The organism is Undibacterium sp. SXout7W, from assembly GCF_049339385.1.
In the GTDB taxonomy this organism is placed as follows: domain Bacteria; phylum Pseudomonadota; class Gammaproteobacteria; order Burkholderiales; family Burkholderiaceae_D; genus Undibacterium.
On the sequence record NZ_JBMPPF010000001.1, the window covers coordinates 382,277 to 395,325 of the forward strand.

Annotated in this window: 13 protein-coding genes; 6 read left to right on the forward strand and 7 right to left on the reverse strand. The window is 50.2% G+C overall.

Annotated features, from left to right (window positions below; translation table 11 throughout):
• Positions 1 to 121: 121 nt before the first annotated feature.
• The 3 genes from ACO0LB_RS01660 to ACO0LB_RS01670 all read right to left on the reverse strand — a co-directional run bounded on the left by ACO0LB_RS01660 (position 122) and on the right by ACO0LB_RS01670 (position 3,214).
• Entirely contained in the window at positions 122 to 982 is an 861-nt protein-coding gene (locus ACO0LB_RS01660) for an EAL domain-containing protein (protein ID WP_423045826.1), read from the reverse strand.
• Positions 979 to 1,575, reverse strand: a complete 597-nt coding sequence (locus tag ACO0LB_RS01665; protein WP_423045827.1) for an RBBP9/YdeN family alpha/beta hydrolase — start codon at positions 1,573 to 1,575, stop codon at positions 979 to 981. The genes ACO0LB_RS01660 and ACO0LB_RS01665 overlap by 4 nt, the downstream gene beginning before the upstream one ends.
• Before the next feature lie 286 nt (positions 1,576 to 1,861).
• A complete protein-coding gene (locus tag ACO0LB_RS01670; protein ID WP_423045829.1) occupies positions 1,862 to 3,214 on the reverse strand; it encodes a hypothetical protein in 1,353 nt (450 codons plus the stop codon).
• Between the two features lie 280 nt (positions 3,215 to 3,494).
• Here ACO0LB_RS01670 and ACO0LB_RS01675 point away from each other — a divergent pair, with 280 nt between their 5' ends.
• From ACO0LB_RS01675 to ACO0LB_RS01685, 3 genes are read left to right on the forward strand one after another with little or no spacing between them, the layout of a single operon-like run.
• Positions 3,495 to 4,604 (forward strand): DUF2855 family protein, encoded by a 1,110-nt coding sequence (locus tag ACO0LB_RS01675; protein WP_423045831.1) that lies wholly within the window; start codon positions 3,495 to 3,497, stop codon positions 4,602 to 4,604.
• A 57-nt stretch (positions 4,605 to 4,661) separates the two neighbouring features.
• On the forward strand, positions 4,662 to 5,042 hold the full coding sequence (locus ACO0LB_RS01680) for a tautomerase family protein (protein WP_423045833.1): 381 nt from the start codon (positions 4,662 to 4,664) through the stop codon (positions 5,040 to 5,042).
• A gap of 56 nt (positions 5,043 to 5,098) precedes the next feature.
• Positions 5,099 to 5,710 carry a TMEM175 family protein gene (locus tag ACO0LB_RS01685; protein ID WP_423045834.1) on the forward strand — a complete coding sequence of 204 codons (612 nt, stop codon included), beginning with the start codon at positions 5,099 to 5,101 and terminating at the stop codon, positions 5,708 to 5,710.
• 33 nt (positions 5,711 to 5,743) lie between these two features.
• Here the strand turns inward: ACO0LB_RS01685 and ACO0LB_RS01690 are convergent, their stop codons facing one another.
• The gene (locus tag ACO0LB_RS01690) at positions 5,744 to 6,538 is read right to left on the reverse strand and encodes a type IV pili methyl-accepting chemotaxis transducer N-terminal domain-containing protein (protein ID WP_423045836.1); all 795 of its coding nucleotides are present in this window, start codon (positions 6,536 to 6,538) and stop codon (positions 5,744 to 5,746) included.
• Positions 6,539 to 6,894: 356 nt separating this feature from the next.
• On the opposite strand from ACO0LB_RS01690, the gene ACO0LB_RS01695 reads away from it, so the two are divergent.
• Positions 6,895 to 7,719: a DUF2189 domain-containing protein gene (locus tag ACO0LB_RS01695; protein ID WP_423045838.1), complete on the forward strand. Its 825-nt coding sequence runs from the start codon at positions 6,895 to 6,897 to the stop codon at positions 7,717 to 7,719.
• A 191-nt stretch (positions 7,720 to 7,910) separates the two neighbouring features.
• Here ACO0LB_RS01695 and ACO0LB_RS01700 read toward each other — a convergent pair whose 3' ends face one another.
• Positions 7,911 to 8,363 (reverse strand): hypothetical protein, encoded by a 453-nt coding sequence (locus ACO0LB_RS01700; RefSeq protein WP_423045840.1) that lies wholly within the window; start codon positions 8,361 to 8,363, stop codon positions 7,911 to 7,913.
• 207 nt (positions 8,364 to 8,570) lie between these two features.
• Here ACO0LB_RS01700 and ACO0LB_RS01705 point away from each other — a divergent pair, with 207 nt between their 5' ends.
• Entirely contained in the window at positions 8,571 to 9,854 is a 1,284-nt protein-coding gene (locus ACO0LB_RS01705; RefSeq protein WP_423045842.1) for a glycosyltransferase, read from the forward strand.
• 106 nt (positions 9,855 to 9,960) lie between these two features.
• Here the strand turns inward: ACO0LB_RS01705 and gluQRS are convergent, their stop codons facing one another.
• Together gluQRS and ACO0LB_RS01715 are read right to left on the reverse strand one after the other, a co-directional pair.
• Entirely contained in the window at positions 9,961 to 10,986 is a 1,026-nt protein-coding gene (gluQRS, locus tag ACO0LB_RS01710; RefSeq protein ID WP_423045844.1) for a tRNA glutamyl-Q(34) synthetase GluQRS, read from the reverse strand.
• 90 nt (positions 10,987 to 11,076) lie between these two features.
• The gene (locus tag ACO0LB_RS01715) at positions 11,077 to 11,994 is read right to left on the reverse strand and encodes a LysR family transcriptional regulator (RefSeq protein ID WP_423045845.1); all 918 of its coding nucleotides are present in this window, start codon (positions 11,992 to 11,994) and stop codon (positions 11,077 to 11,079) included.
• 109 nt (positions 11,995 to 12,103) lie between these two features.
• On the opposite strand from ACO0LB_RS01715, the gene ACO0LB_RS01720 reads away from it, so the two are divergent.
• On the forward strand, positions 12,104 to 12,805 hold the full coding sequence (locus ACO0LB_RS01720; RefSeq protein ID WP_423045847.1) for a pirin family protein: 702 nt from the start codon (positions 12,104 to 12,106) through the stop codon (positions 12,803 to 12,805).
• Positions 12,806 to 13,049: the final 244 nt, after the last annotated feature.

Consider the following 13,049-nt stretch of genomic DNA (forward strand, 5'->3'; position numbering starts at 1 on the left):
CAGGTCGTAGGTGCTTGTATATAGCGTGTATTTGGCTTTTATAGCGCTTGTACAGCAATAAACCATCACACCGCGGGGAAGGTTTTACGTCAGTCCGATTAAAAAAAAAAAGAAGTGTACCTTAGTTGAAGCCCGATGCTTTTAATAATGGCTGCTGGATAAAAGAAGAATCTACCTGCGGTAGCTGTGAATCCGGGCGCGCATAATAGTAGCCCTGCAATATATCGGCACCGCTGTCGAGCGAGCGGACGTGCTGAACATAAGTTTCAATACCCTCACATACGACTTGTGCGCCCAGTTCGTGTATCAACCTGACCAGATGCGGTAACATTTTTGCCGCCCGTGGATTGTGATCAGCCTGAACGATCAGGCTGCGATCGATTTTGACGATATCCGGAGTGAGCTTCCAGAGACGGTCAAAATTAGAGTGATCAGCACCAAAATCATCAATCGCAATCCTGAAGCCTTTGCTTTTGTAAGTAGTAATGGCTTCCTGCACATTGTCTATTTCTTCGACTTTGGATTCCAGTATTTCTAATACGATTTGTGAGGGAGTCAGGCCGCAATAGCTGAGTAATGTTTCAAATGCCGAACCATGATGTCCTTTCTGGATGCCAAGCAGATGTCTGCCATTCACGTTTAAAAACAAGGATGCAGGTTCCGTGATCTGGGAGTAAAAATTAATCGAATGGATGACTCGGCAAAGACGATCCAGTCCAACGACACCGCTGTTATTAAACAGCGATTTGAATACTGAGTCCGGTGCAATAGCCCGTCCTGATTGATCGGTAACACGCAACAAGGCCTCATACGCAATTGTATGCATATGACGTGCGTCCAGCAAAGGCTGAAACGCGCTGTTGAGCGTCAACACACCAAACTGACCAGAAGCGCCTTTATCGCCAAAAAACAGGTGCGATGATGTTTTGGTGCTGGCAGACCACTCCTGAAAATAATCGACCAGCTTTTGTACCTGCATCATTGGATGCGCCACAGTGCTTGTGACTGTTCTTGTTGTTTGAGAAAGTGTACTGCATTGAGTAAGGCATCAAGTTGTGTAAAACCCGATTGCCATTGCGTGTGACCAGACGCGACGTTGATATGTCCTGCATTGTCGAGCCATACCGGCGGCGCTTGCCAGATTTGGGCCATGCGTTTAGTGCGTGAGACGGTGGAAAAAGGATCGTTGGTACTGGCAATCATCCTTACCGGAATGCTCAGCGCTTTTCGTGGCAGGGGAGCAAAGGACTGTAATGCCGCAGGCACGAATGGACGCTCTACATCGGCAGGTGCCACTAGTAACGCACCTGCCAGTTTGTCAGGGTAGCGTGCGTCGTAATGTGCAACCGTAGCGCATCCGAGGCTGTGTGCAATGACGATGACAGGGCGGGTTGAAGCATCAACCAATATGTCGAGTTGACGCAGCCAGTCTTCCAGCTGAGGCTGATCCCAGCTGTGATTCGATACCCGGCGTGCATCCAGTGCTTGTTGCCAGTGTGTTTGCCAGTGATCCGGGCCAGAATTATTCCAGCCTGGTTGTATGATGAAATCAAAATCTGTGTAGTAGGGTAGCATCGCAGATTCTCCAGAGACAGTGAAATCTGACTGTAAATGACTCTGCAGAGAAAGAACACTGATAAAAACAGATATGCAAAATCGAAAATTATCAGCATCACCTGATGCTATCAGCGTGCAGCGTCTGGCTTGAGTCACTGTCTGCCTTTATTGCAGTGATGAGCGAATGGCATTCCAGCACTCGCTCATCGCGTTCAAATGATCCTCTCCTTATTGAACGATGATTTTCCTGTTACCTTCCCATCGCTTTCATATACTTTTTATCGATTGCAGATCCGTCACCAAATCAACGGCCAAATAAGCCTTTCAGAATATCAGTGGGAGATATTTTATTTTCTTCCTTGCTGCTATTTTGCTCTTGCCGGTTACGGTGCATGTCAGTGTTGTCGCCCATGCCACCCAGTATCGAACTGAATGTCGATTTGATTCTGATTTTTGCCTGCCAGTCGGGTTGCCATGCGATTTTTGGATCAGCTGGACGTGGCGGATAAGCGTAATAAGCATCAGAGCCATAAGCAATCATGCGCAACATACCACCTGCCTGCGCTCCAAAAATACCTTTAGGAATATCACAACGTGTCGTGGTGGACGGAAGGATGATTTTTTCACTGATCCAGCGGTCGATATCCGTATTCGATTGATAGTCGCCCAGCCCGAAGCCAACGTCCGGTAATTCACTGGAAGTCCAGAGTATTAACTCGCCACGATCCGAATCGCCAGACTGACCGCCCATGGCGCTGATGAAGTAACCGCGTGCATAGGGAATATTTTTCCATTCCAGACTGACACCCTGATCGCGCTTGGTTTGTTGCAGTTCGATGGCGGGCATCAGATCTTGTGCGGCATTCAGCGTGAATTTAAAATTATCCGGAATCCCCTTGCCACTGAAGCTATGTTGCCCTTGTAGCGAAGCGTTGTCAGGGATTTTCCGATCATCATTTTTATTTGGCCAGGAGGGATGCCCCGGCTCTGCGCGCGCACCTTTGGTCGTTTTTCCGCGCATGGTAAAAAATCTGGCATAGTCGTCCGGAGATGCCTTGGCGACATCCAGTGTGCGTGGTTGTCCGGGGCGAATATTTTCTCCGCAACCCCAGTAGATGGAAATTTTTCCTTTGGGTTTTTCGTAGTGTGGTTCTACCGGAGATTCATCTACGCTGCCAGAAATCGGTTTATCCGGCGTGATCGCCAGCAGGGGAAGACTGGCACCCAGATTCATATTGGCTGGGATGCTTTGCACTGCCTCGGTCAGTGATGGAAACTGGTTGGTATGCACCGACACATCGATGTATCTGCCGCTGCCAAACCCCATCATGTTATGTGTATTACCGAATTGATTTCCCCGTTCGCTGATGCTATTGCCTGCGCCTTTAGCCAGTCCGCTTAATGCACCAAAAAATCCTCCGGATTGTCCCCCCTGCGCAGCGGCACCCATCATGCCACCACCAGGAAGGTCGCTGGCATTCGTAGCAACATCGATATACGCCAGGGCAATCGGTGGTTTAACAACCTGAGTCACTGCCTTGTTCTGGGCGACGGCGCTTGCGGATAACACTAAGCCTGATAATACCGACAGGGAGGTGGCTACCATCTTCGTGGGATGGCAACGTGGCGCGAGGGAAGATGCAACGAACAGCTTCATGAGTAGCTCCTTAATAGGTGAAACATCAACAATGCCGATAACAGGACGACACAATACTGCGCCAACGTTTTGACGCCAGAGTGACAAATCCTTTGCCATTTCATCATAGTGCAAAATTGCGGTCGTTATTGGTTTCTATCTGGACGCAGATGCGGCGACCTGTTACGGGGGGACCATATCGAGGATGACAATGTGTGTAATACTGGATCTTTTTTATACTACTGAGTATTTTCCATCGCGGTTCATTCTTGCTGATGACTTACCATAACGAGAAACTACCATGCAAAAACACCCTGTTGAATTCATCGTCAATCAATCCCATTTGCCGGAAAGTAAATTCACGCCTTTATCCTTGCCCGATGCGCAGCAATTGCCGGCCGGTAAAGTTTTGCTGAATGTCAATAAATTTGCTTTTACGTCCAATAATGTGACTTATGCGGCGTTTGGTAAGGCGATGAAATACTGGAATTTTTTTCCAACAGAAGCAGGATGGGGGAATATTCCTGTCTGGGGATTTGCGGATGTTGTCGCATCCGGGGTGTATGGCGTAGATGTCGGGGAGCGATTTTACGGGTATTTTCCGATGGCATCCCATGTATTGGTAACGCCAGTGCGCGTCACGGCGGCGGGGTTTACTGATGGCGCTGAACACCGGCAGGAAATGCATGGCTTATATAACCAATATCTGCGATCGAGTGCTGATCCTGCTTATACAGCCGACTCAGAAGATGCACAAATTTTACTGCGTCCTTTGTTTATTACATCATTCATGATCGACGATTTTATCGAAGACAATCAGCTGTTTGGCGCGACGACCGTGATTATTTCCAGTGCATCAAGCAAGACCGCATATGGACTGGCGTTCCTGTTATCTCTGCGGAAGGACAGGCACTATCGCATCGTGGGGCTGACATCGGCTGGCAATCTGGAATTTGTTCGTAGTCTGGGTATTTACGATCAGGTGCTTGGTTATGACGAGGTGGAAACGCTGGCAGCTGATCAGGCTGTGGTTTACGTAGACATGGCGGGGAATGGTACATTGCGCAGCAAGCTGCATCATCACTTTCAGGATAATATGAAATACAGTTGTGCTGTCGGTGGCACGCACTGGGAAGAATTGAGTGGCGCTGGCGATTTGCCTGGTGCGCGTCCGACCTTGTTTTTTGCACCTGCACAAATCAAGAAACGTGCAACGGACTGGGGGCCTGGCGGAGTACAGGCCAGACTGGCAACAGCATGGCATCAGTTCATGCAGCCGCTGATGTTATCCGAACAACCGTGGATGCGGGTCATACATGGTACAGGGCCAGAAGCGGTACAGTCGGTCTACCAGACCATGCTCAAAGGCGGCGCTGCGCCGGATGAGGGGCATGTACTGAGTTTGTCTTGATTACTTGCCGTAAAAATTGATGCATGAACCTTTGATCAGATTATCTGGAGAAACAATATGCCCTTAGTTACGATGACTGTCCGCAAACCCAAAACGGCGGAATTCAAGGATGCCGTACTGAATGCAGTACATGATGCTCTGGTCGAATCTGGCGTGCCCCAGGCAGATGTGTTTCAGCGCGTGTTGTCGCTGGAGGAAGAAGATTTCCGGTTTGATGCCCGTTATCCTGATGCGCAATCCGACCGCAATCAGGATTTTGTGCTGATAGAGATACTGTGGTCGGTAGGTCGCAGCGTCAAAATCAAAAAGAAATTACTCGAAAGTCTGATGAACCGTCTTGCCGCACAAGGCTTGAATCCTGAAAACGTAATGGTCGTTTTCAAGGAAACTTCCTGGGAGAACTGGTCATTTGCTGGCGGACGCCTCATTCATACCTGAGATACCTGAGGATATCTGCGAAATCTGAGAGATAGCCGACAAACGAAAGGATAGACATGGGGAAAACAAGGCTGGAAGCGTTCAGTGATGGCGTGATTGCGATTCTGATCACGATCATGGTGCTGGAAATGAAAGTACCCCATGGCGCAACACTGAGCGCATTGCTGCCTGTGATTCCTGTGTTTCTCAGCTATGTTCTGAGTTTTATTTATGTCGGCATTTACTGGAATAATCACCACCACCTGCTGCATGCAGCGCATAAGGTCAGCGGGGCGACGTTGTGGGCAAATCTGCATTTGCTGTTCTGGCTGTCCTTGATTCCATTTGCTACCGGCTGGATGGGGGAGAACCACTTTACGCCAGCACCAACGGCGTTATATGGCCTGGTATTGCTGATGGCGGCGATTGCGTATGTGATATTGCAGAATCTGATTATTGCATCGCAAGGTGCTTCATCCGTACTCAGACAGGCGATTGGCAAGGACTGGAAAGGTAAATTCTCTCCCGTCGCGTATCTGGCCGGAATTCTGTGTGCCAATGTGCTGCCGCAGTTGTCACTGGCCTTATACGTGTTGGTAGCGATGATCTGGCTGATTCCTGATCGCCGCATCGAACGTGCCCTGCATGATTTACATACCGGGCACGATGAGCATCATGAGGACAGGTAACATCGGTAAAGACGACCGCAGCAACGGCACACTTCAGGCGATTTGCTGATATAGGCCAGTCACTCTGTCCATGACCTCCAACAGCCGCTCGCTCGTGGTGGCAACGTTGATCGCAGATTGTCGGTGCGTTTTCGCATCATTCGCCTGTTTGATCGCAGCATCAAAAAATACCCACTGTGTTTGTGCCAGCATCAGTTCATCCTTGATTTTTGCTGTGTTGCTGCCAGCGGCATTGAGATTGTTCATCGCCACTGAAAATTCTTTGCGGGTATTTTCGAGAATGCTGATCGCATCCGAGGGGGCCACTTCCCATTGAATGGCTTGATAATACTTGGCCATGCGTTGCAATAACATGCGCTGGCGACCAGCCAGATTGACCAGCTTGCTGGCACTATTGCCTGCCTGTTTTTCCAGTTGCGATGTGGAGTTGTCTGCCATCAGCAAAATATCTTCACTCAGACTGATGACCGTTTTTGCATCATGTTTGTTCGGCGCTTTGCCCACCAGCAGTTGCTTGTAATCGAGCCAGTTTTTTTCCATCGCTGCCAGACCCGAACGTAATTCTGCTGTGCTGACGAATGCCCGTAACTCGACCAGTTGACGGTCAAACAGCGAGAGCGATTGATCCAGAATTTTCTTTGAATTGTCGGTTTCAATGTTCAGACCAATCTGGCAATAGGCTTTTGCCAGTCGCTGCGACAACATGCGTTGTCTGCCTGATTTGTTGATGGCGTCCCCCAGATTAACGACCTGAGTTTTGGCGGCCAGCGGAAGTAAAAGTCCGCTGGCGAGAATCATGCTGCTATTGATGAATGCTCTGCGTTTCATGCTGCCTCCAGTGATGTTGGCTAGCATGCTAGCCGACAAAGTGCAGCATGCCTATTCGTCAAAAGAACTAATCTCCAGCCCGGTTGGCGTAGCGCAAAAATAACAGAGTGATTTGGCATAGAAAATATACTGGCAGGAGTATCTATTTTTATGCCTTTAAATTCGTTGATTACCCATGGTTTTTCATTTTTATTGGGGGGAGTATCTTGATTTGACAAGAAAAATAGCATTGAAACACTGACTTGATTGCCAAATCGAGCATATCTGCCTTAGGATGGACTTGATCCAGATCATGTATTCATTATAAAAATGACCGGAGTTCCGCAACCCGCAAGTCAATGACATTCGGAGACACCATGTCAAATCAGGCGCAGGGCAGAGGAGGTGATAGTGCACCTCCTGATATCAAGACCATCATCGACCATGAATCGCCTTTTCCACCTATTCGCAGAATCGGCATGTTCCGACCGCTGGTCTGGTTGAAGCTGGGCTGGCAGGATTTCCGTGCATCGGGTGGCGCCAGTTTGTTTTATGGCGTTTGTTTTGCCGCAATGGGATTGGTGCTGAATCTCATCCTCAGTCATGCGCCGGAATATGTGTCGGCGCTGACGTGCGGATTTTTGCTGATCGGCCCTTTGCTGGCACTGGGTTTGTATGACATCAGCCGACGCATTGAAAATGTCCGTTCGGGTTTGCTGGGGAGCGTGTTTTCGATGCGTGGACGCTGGAGCAATATTGGTGTGCTCGCGTTGGTGCTGGCGGTCATTATGATGGTGTGGGCAAGGGCGTCGCTGGTGGTGTTTGCTCTGTTCTATAACAAGGGTATGCCAACGATGCATGGATTTTTATCGCAATTATTTTCGTTGAGTAATCTGGAATTTGTGATGGTCTATGCTTGTATCGGCTTTGTATTTGCCAGCATCGTCTTTGCCATCAGCTGGGTATCCATCCCCTTGATGCTGGATCGCGATACCGATGCCATTACCGCTATGATCATCAGCTGCGTGTCTTTGTTCGTAAACGTCCCCGCTACTCTGGTCTGGGCAAGCATGATTGTCGCTTTCGTGGTGCTGGGCTTTATGAGCTGGAATCTTGGCTTCATCATCGCTATGCCTATCGTCGGTCATGCGACCTGGCATGCCTATAAAGATGTGGTCGGGCGGCATTCTGACAGAAGCTGAGAGAGCTATAAGCTTCCGCCTTCATCTCGGCGTGGTGATGCTATACGGTATGAATCAGCATATCCATCTGCATGTGGCTGACCCCGGCTGGAATGACTCTGATGACATTGGGCCGGATCACCCGTGTCAGCCATCCGGATGATATACCACCCCGCACTAGCCTTCATGACGTATGCTTTTCCTTCTTGTCGTCATTTGTTGTTTTGCGTTGCAGCGCCTTGCTGGGCGGCGACTTTTGACAGGATTTGTTCTATCGTCCAGTGGCGTGTGACCCAGATCGCCAGTGCGCTGCCTGATACCTGTTTCCAGAAAATGCCATCATGACCAGCGCGCTCGCGTTGGTATGCCGAGACGATACGCCAGGCGAACATGGTCGATGCTGGCGGAGCCTCCTGATTCCCCGCTGTCAGCAGATACGACACGGGATTAAGCTCCTCCAGTTCTGGCTCCCCCGCATAGCCTGCCTGCTGCCATAGCTGGCGTTGTTCGGCCAGATGGATCATGTTTTCAGGCAAGGTGGGTTTGCCTTCCAGGTGTGTCAGTCCCATTTGGTACAAAACCCAGGGGCCGCCAAAAATCAGGGCGCTGATGGCAAGTAACAGACCGATGAGCGCAGTTTTAAATAAGGTCAGATGTTGCCGCATGATGTGAGTGGGTGAAATATGAAATAACGACGAATGGCGAATTTTACAGGCATGGCATCTCAGCAGATAGAGAGCATAGGTGAAAAACGATGCTGGATTTCAAACAACGGGTGCCGAAAATGTCAGATAATTTGAATCCACTTTGATCGTTCATCGGCATCTGACGTTCAATGCGCTGATTTTCCACTCTGCTGACTGCGAGAAACAATGAAGATAGGTATGCAAACCTGGGGTAGTCATGGGGATATCCGCCCATTTCTGGCACTTGCCGAAGGACTCCAGGCGGCTGGTCATGAAGTGACATTATTGATGACGTGTTTTGACAGCGCGATTTACTCCACCGTCACCTCAATCAATGGCGTTAACATTAAACTCATCGCGTCACCTGTGATCAGTGTTGAAGAAGCTGAAAAAATCTCCAGGCTGGTCTATGGTATCCGCGATCCGATGAAACAAGTTGCGACCATTTTACAGCGCGGCTTTGAACCCGTCGAAGATCAGATGTTTGCAGCAGCCCAGCAACTGAGTAAAGACAACGACCTGTTGATTGCTCACTACTTCATGCATCCGCTACAAATAGCCGCTGAAAAAGAGCAAAAACCCTATATCAGTGTGGTACTCGCCAATATCGTCGTGCCAAGTGTCTACAGCAATCCGCTCGGTTTTAATGGTCTGGGTCAGTGGGGACATCGCTTGATATGGTGGATCACCAGATTCAGCATTAATCGCGTCTTATTGCATTATCCTAACCGTCTGCGTAAGCAATTGTGCATGCCACCAACACGAGATATCCTGACGCAAGTCTGGATGTCTCCGCACCTGACTTTACTGGCGGTCAGCCCACAGTTTTGCCAACGTCAGCCAGATTGGCCTGCGTCAGTGCAGGTATGCGGGTTTCTGGACACGCCCGATCTGAGCAATCTGACGATAGAAGGAGTTATTCCGCCTTCACTGAAGGCTTTTCTTGATGCGGGTGAGCCGCCGGTCTACATGACGTTTGGTAGCTGGATGCCACATGATATTGCCAGCCAAACTACTACGCTGCGCTTACTCACAGACGCGGCAAAACGCGCCGGATGTCGCGCCATTATTCAAAGTCCCTCCTGGCAAGATTGCGGATTCGCGTCTGACGATCAAGTGTTCTATCTCTCTGCCGCACCGCACTATGCTATTTTTCCGCATTGCCATGCGATCGTTCATCACGGTGGTGCGGGCACCACGCAATCAACAACACGCTCAGGTAAACCGTCGATCGTCGTTGCGCACCTGAGCGAACAGGAACATTGGGGGCGTGAATTACGTCGCATGGGTGTTGCGGGGAAATTTCTTCGGCGGCGCAGTTTGAGTTCATCGCAACTCGCCAGGCAAATTAAATACGTCTTGAATACCCCCGGACTCAGCGTCAAAGCAAACACCATTGCGGATGCCATGCGCATGGAAAATGGCGTCAACGAGGCAGTCAAATTAATACAGCAGAAATTCGTGGTGTAAATTGTTCTGCTGTAGTTTGCTGTGGTTTGCTGTGGTGTACTGTTTACAGCAGCCGTGTTCTCCGTAACGCTCGTGGGCGTATTTGATGTATTGCGTCAGATGAGCTTCAGAAGTTCAGTTTGTTTTCCCAGAGTATCGAAGCTTCCGCCCAGAAGCTGGTGATATCCGTCAACGATAGGCTGACCGGCAAACCCAGCAAGCGCGCTGCGGGAATCAATGCCTCATGCAGTAAATCATTTTCGCCACGATCAAATGCCATTGCGCCAGTTTGTTTGGAGAGTTTTTCTCCATCTGCGTTGGTCACAACTGGAACATGCAGATACGCTGGCGTGGGCAGTTGCAATAATTCTTGCAGATACAATTGCCGGGCGGTGGAATCGATCAGGTCTGCACCGCGCACAATATGCGTGATGCCTTGTGCTGCGTCATCGACAACGACTGCCAGTTGATACGCCCAGAAACCATCAGCACGTTTGAGGACAAAATCCCCGACTTCTGTACTGAGGTTCTGCTGTTGCCAGCCGCAGAATCTGTCTTGAAAGCGAATGATTTTTTGTGGCTCTGTTCGCTCCGTTGGCTCTTTTGACTCTTTTGACTCTTTTGACTTCGTCAGTTCTGTTGTTTCTCCTTGTTCTGCTGATATTTTTTCTCCCGATATCCGCAGACGCCACGCCCGTGCTGTTTTGCCTGGTGCCAGCCCATGACGGCAAGTACCCGGATAAATCTGGCTCGCCGGCTCGCCGGTGCGCAAGCGCGAGTCGGCGATTTCTTTTCTGGAACAGCCGCAGGCATAGATATGGTTACCCAGTTGTTGCAATGCTTGCTCATACAAAGCTTGCCGCTGACTTTGCCAACTGATGTCGCCATCCCAGTGCATGCCGCAGCGTTGCAGTGAGTGAATGATGTGTGGGGCGGCATCCTTGACGTTACGATCAAAGTCCAGATCTTCGATGCGCAACAGCCATTTGCCACGATGTACGCGGGCATCCAGATAACTCGCCATGGCGGCGACCAGCGAACCCAGATGTAATGGTCCGGTGGGAGAGGGCGCAAAGCGTCCGATGTAGGTGTTTATCGCCGTGTTGAGGTGATTGCCGATGGCTGCGTGGGTGTCGGGAGTGTTGTCTGTCATCGCTATTTTCTCTGTGTCAGCGTGGACGTTGTTGTGTGATGTGAGCGTGGTAAATCAGTTGAGCGGCGTAACGATCGCTGGTATGGAGATTTAACTTCCGGTCAGCATTCTTTGTACGACTGGATCTTGTAATTTTTGTAAAAACCATTGCAGCGCTTTACCTTTGTTGGCACTGCGCCAGACGATGCGATTATTGCCGATCGGGCGACTGGCGATGGTCTGTTTCTCTATCAGAGTGCCAGCTTGCAGATAAGGCAACGCCAATCGTCGAGGCAGATGACCACAGCCCAGCCCCGCCAGTTGTGCCGATAGTTTGGCGGACAAGGAGGGAACGGTCAGCGTATCTTGCCCGCTCAGTAATCCGGCAGTGATCGAGGGAAGTGTTAATCCCGTGTCGCCGACCGCAATGGCGCGGTGCGCTTGTATGGTGGTGGGTTCCAGTGGTTCTGCTGCGCTGGCCAGCGGGTGATCGGGTGCGACCACAAATGCCCATTCGATATCGCTCAGGAGACGACTTTGAAATTCACCCTGCATACGGATGGCATCCGGTCCATCGTAGGCGGCTCCAATGGCGAGATCAGCACGACCGCTGACCATGCTTTCCCAAACGCCGGAGAGTATTTCTTGCGAAATCCGTATTCTCGTGCCGCAGCCCTGTCGTTCAAATTCTTTGATGACAGGGATCAGATCGTCAAAGCGGATCACGCCATCCAGTACGATTCTGAATTCTGCTTCCCATCCGCTGGCGGCACGCTTGACGCGATTTTCGAGTTCCTGTGCCGCATTGAGCAAATGGCGGCCCTGCATCAGCAGTTCTTCACCTGCATTCGTCAGTTTTGCCTTGTGACCACGACGGTCATACAGCAAGACATCAAGGTCATCCTCGAGCTTGCGGATGCTGTAGGTAATTGCCGAAGGGACTTTGTCCAGTGCCGCAGCCGCGGCTGCAAAGCTGCCTTTGCGGGCGATTGCGTCAAGGATTTGAAGCGCTTCCAGAGTCAAATTCATATTTATTCAATTAATTTGAATGAGATGTCGGAAATTTTACCCTTATCTTAGCAATCCCGCTTATCTATACTGCGCTGCATGCATCAGATATTTTGAATAGGAGTAACACATGATCACACTCAGACCATCACAAGAACGCGGCTATGCCGAGCATGGCTGGTTAAAGTCGTATCACAGTTTTTCCTTTGCTGAATATTACGATCCTCAGCATATGGGTTTTGGCCCGCTGCGGGTGATCAATGACGACTGGATTGCGCCGGCAATGGGTTTCGGCACGCATCCGCACAAGGATATGGAAATCATTACTTATGTACTGGAAGGCGCGATTGCGCATAAAGACAGCATGGGTAATGGCAGCACCATACGTCCGGGCAATGTGCAGTATATGAGCGCCGGTACTGGCGTGCGCCATTCGGAATTTAATCCGGCAGCGAACGAACATACGCGTTTGTTACAGATATGGATACAGCCTGACGTGCTTGGTGCTACGCCGCAGTACAGCGAAAAAGCATTCAGCCGCGAAGAAAAGCAGGGGCAATTAAGACTCGCCGTATCTGGCGATGGCGCTGAAGGTTCTATTCGTATTCGTCAGGATGCCCGTTTGTATATTGGCTTGTTCGATGAAGGTCAGCATGCGGAGCTGAATTTACCTGCCGGGCGGTTGGCGTATGTGCACCTGGCGCGTGGTGCTTTGACGGTGAACGGCATTGCCTTGCAAGAAGGTGATGCCATGCAGCTGAGCGATGAAGCGTCGCTCAGTCTGCGTGAAGGAAAAGCGGCAGAAGTGCTGGTATTTGATCTTCCTCGTTGATGGGGTATTTCAAACCGTCGTAGATCAACAGGAGCAAATCGCTCTTCAAGACTTGCCACGACTTACGAAAAACCGCACCGGCGGTGTTATGGCTTCTTAGTTTGTACCCTGTACAAGCACAGAGTACAAACGATGGCCTTCGTCGCCATGGTGTAGCCAGGGTTGCAGGCAACATGTTGCCTGCTGGCGAAACGAACATCACTTGCCAGTGATGTTTCTCAAAGAACAGGAAGCTTGTTTCGCC

Excerpts from the sequence above, each read along its gene's own strand:
- ACO0LB_RS01660 (WP_423045826.1), bottom strand. The coding sequence starts at position 982 with ATGATGCAGGTACAAAAGCTGGTCGATTATTTTCAGGAGTGGTCTGCC.
- ACO0LB_RS01665 (WP_423045827.1), bottom strand. The coding sequence starts at position 1,575 with ATGCTACCCTACTACACAGATTTTGATTTCATCATACAACCAGGCTGG.
- ACO0LB_RS01670 (WP_423045829.1), bottom strand. The coding sequence starts at position 3,214 with ATGAAGCTGTTCGTTGCATCTTCCCTCGCGCCACGTTGCCATCCCACG.
- ACO0LB_RS01675 (WP_423045831.1), top strand. The coding sequence starts at position 3,495 with ATGCAAAAACACCCTGTTGAATTCATCGTCAATCAATCCCATTTGCCG.
- ACO0LB_RS01680 (WP_423045833.1), top strand. The coding sequence starts at position 4,662 with ATGCCCTTAGTTACGATGACTGTCCGCAAACCCAAAACGGCGGAATTC.
- ACO0LB_RS01685 (WP_423045834.1), top strand. The coding sequence starts at position 5,099 with ATGGGGAAAACAAGGCTGGAAGCGTTCAGTGATGGCGTGATTGCGATT.
- ACO0LB_RS01690 (WP_423045836.1), bottom strand. The coding sequence starts at position 6,538 with ATGAAACGCAGAGCATTCATCAATAGCAGCATGATTCTCGCCAGCGGA.
- ACO0LB_RS01695 (WP_423045838.1), top strand. The coding sequence starts at position 6,895 with ATGTCAAATCAGGCGCAGGGCAGAGGAGGTGATAGTGCACCTCCTGAT.
- ACO0LB_RS01700 (WP_423045840.1), bottom strand. The coding sequence starts at position 8,363 with ATGCGGCAACATCTGACCTTATTTAAAACTGCGCTCATCGGTCTGTTA.
- ACO0LB_RS01705 (WP_423045842.1), top strand. The coding sequence starts at position 8,571 with ATGAAGATAGGTATGCAAACCTGGGGTAGTCATGGGGATATCCGCCCA.
- gluQRS (WP_423045844.1), bottom strand. The coding sequence starts at position 10,986 with ATGACAGACAACACTCCCGACACCCACGCAGCCATCGGCAATCACCTC.
- ACO0LB_RS01715 (WP_423045845.1), bottom strand. The coding sequence starts at position 11,994 with ATGAATTTGACTCTGGAAGCGCTTCAAATCCTTGACGCAATCGCCCGC.
- ACO0LB_RS01720 (WP_423045847.1), top strand. The coding sequence starts at position 12,104 with ATGATCACACTCAGACCATCACAAGAACGCGGCTATGCCGAGCATGGC.